At 49.3% G+C, this 2,098-nt stretch carries 3 protein-coding genes; all 3 read left to right on the top strand.

The genetic code is table 11. The features are described 5' to 3' along the window. Window positions 1-514: FixG Ig-like domain-containing protein (locus R3177_RS14635; protein ID WP_318971743.1), on the top strand; the 514-nt coding region annotated here is incomplete at its 5' end. After that, on the top strand, window positions 465-1,520 hold the full coding sequence (locus R3177_RS14630) for a serine/threonine protein kinase (RefSeq protein WP_413229098.1): 1,056 nt from the start codon (window positions 465-467) through the stop codon (window positions 1,518-1,520). The genes R3177_RS14635 and R3177_RS14630, both read left to right, overlap by 50 nt. Before the next feature lie 51 nt (window positions 1,521-1,571). After that, window positions 1,572-2,098 (top strand): thiol:disulfide interchange protein DsbA/DsbL (locus R3177_RS14625; protein ID WP_318971742.1); only part of this gene is annotated, 527 nt, incomplete at its 3' end.

Raw genomic sequence — 2,098 nt, 5'->3', positions numbered from 1 at the left:
TATCGACGCCTGTGATGACACGATGGCAAAAATGGGCTATCCGCCTGGCCTGATAAGTTATACCACCGAACACAGTCTGAAAGGCAAACCCACCAGAATACTGCGGCCTAAACTGGTCGGTTATTTTGTTGTCTTGCTGGTTGTGTGTGGTGCTTTTGCCACGAATTTGTATCTTAGAAAACCGTTAGAGCTGGATATTATCCGCGATCGTGGTGCCCTTTACCGGGAAACGCCGGAAGGTCTGGTTGAAAATACCTACACCCTCAGCATCATTAATAAATCACAGCAACCAAAAACTTATCAGTTAGCCGTTTCCGGCGTAAACAACCTGACCTGGCTTGGGCCAACGCAGGTGACCATTGCCGGTGGAGAAAGTGTTAATGTTCCGGTTAGTCTGGCGCTCGACCCTTACAATGCAACTAAACCGGTACTGGATATTGAGTTCAGTGTAACCGAGCAGTCTGATGATGGTTATCAAGTTACCCAGGGAAATAAATTCTTTGCCGGCCGTTAAGCAGGACATAATCAGCCGGTTTGATTTCGCAACGCTGCGGCCCGAGCTGATTTTAGATGCGTTGTTTCAGCTTGAGCTGGATGTCAGCAGCGGTTTGCTGGCGCTGAACAGTTACGAGAACCGGGTGTACCAGTTTACTGCTTATCCAAACCGAAGTTTGCAGGCACAAAAGTATGTGGTGAAGTTTTACCGGCCGGAGCGCTGGAGCTCACAGCAAATTCAGGAAGAACATGATTTTGCGTTTGAACTGGCTGATGCTGATATTCCGATGGTGGCGCCGCTGCGCTTTAACGGCGACAGCCTGCTACAGCATCAGGGTTATTATTTTGCCGTGTTCCCAAGCAGAGGCGGCCGCACGCTGGAGGTGGATAACGATGAGCAGCTGGCAATGCTGGGGCGGTTTTTGGGCCGGATGCATCAGGTCGGCGCAAAAAAAACGTTTAGCCACCGTCCTACCTTAAGTGTTGACAGTCATTTGTTACAAAGCCAGCAGGTTTTGGCAAAGCTCGAGCTTATTCCTGACTATATGCGACCGGCGTTTGATACTGTGTTACAACAGGTGATAGCGGAAGCCAGCCGGCAATACCGGCCACAACGGCAGATCCGGCTGCATGGTGATTGTCACGCCGGCAATTTATTTTACGTTGAAAATGGCCCTTTTTTCGTCGACCTGGACGATTGCCGCACCGGGCCGGCGATTCAGGATATCTGGATGATGCTTTCCGGCGATCAGCAGGAGCAGCGGTTAACGCTGGAGCTGATGCTGGACGAGTATGAACAGTATTGCGATTTTGATCCTGCGGAACTAAAACTGATTGAGCCACTCAGAGCAATGCGTATTGTGCATTATATGGCCTGGCTGGCACGGCGCTGGCAGGATCAGGCCTTTGTACAAAGCTTTCCCTGGTTTGCTACCGATAAATATTGGGAGCAGCAATGTCTGGTGTTAAAAGAGCAACTGGCATTATTGCAACAACCTCCGTTATCACTGGTGCCAGGCTACTGACAATTTGCTAAGCTAGAGGCCGTTTCGGCCTGATTGAGGAAGTAAGATAAAATGAAAAAGCTGTTATCACTGTGTTTTGTTGCGCTGTTAGTGCCTTTGGCGGCCAGTGCGAACGCAAAGTTTGTTGAGGGTAAACACTATCAGGTTATCGCCGGGCAAGCCTCAGCCAAGCCTGAAGTTAAAGAGTATTTTTCTTTTTATTGTGGTGGTTGTTACGGTTTCGAACCGGTGGCGCAAAGCCTGGCAAAAAAACTACCTGAAGGCACAGAGTTTAAAAAAGTACATGTTGATTTTATCCGGGCCGCTTCTCCGGAAATTCAGAATATGCTGGCCCGGGCCTATCTGGTAGGTAAAAACATGGGTAAGGGTGACCAGATTGCGTCTGCCATATTCAATCAGATCCATCGCAGCCGGGTGCCTTTTACCAGCGAAGATGATATCCGCAGCCTGATGCTGATAAACGACATTACAGCGGAAGAATTTGAAAAGGCGATGCGCAGTTTCTCGGTACGTGGTGCGGCCAGCCAAATGAAAAAGGAACAGACAGCGTTGTCTGAAAGCCGGGTATTAACGTCAGT

Origin of the sequence: Arsukibacterium sp., from assembly GCF_033722355.1 — a bacterium.
In the GTDB taxonomy this organism is placed as follows: Bacteria; Pseudomonadota; Gammaproteobacteria; order Enterobacterales; family Alteromonadaceae; genus Alishewanella.
Note: the sequence above shows the minus strand (reverse complement) of the source record. Positions and strands in the feature narration are given on the sequence as shown.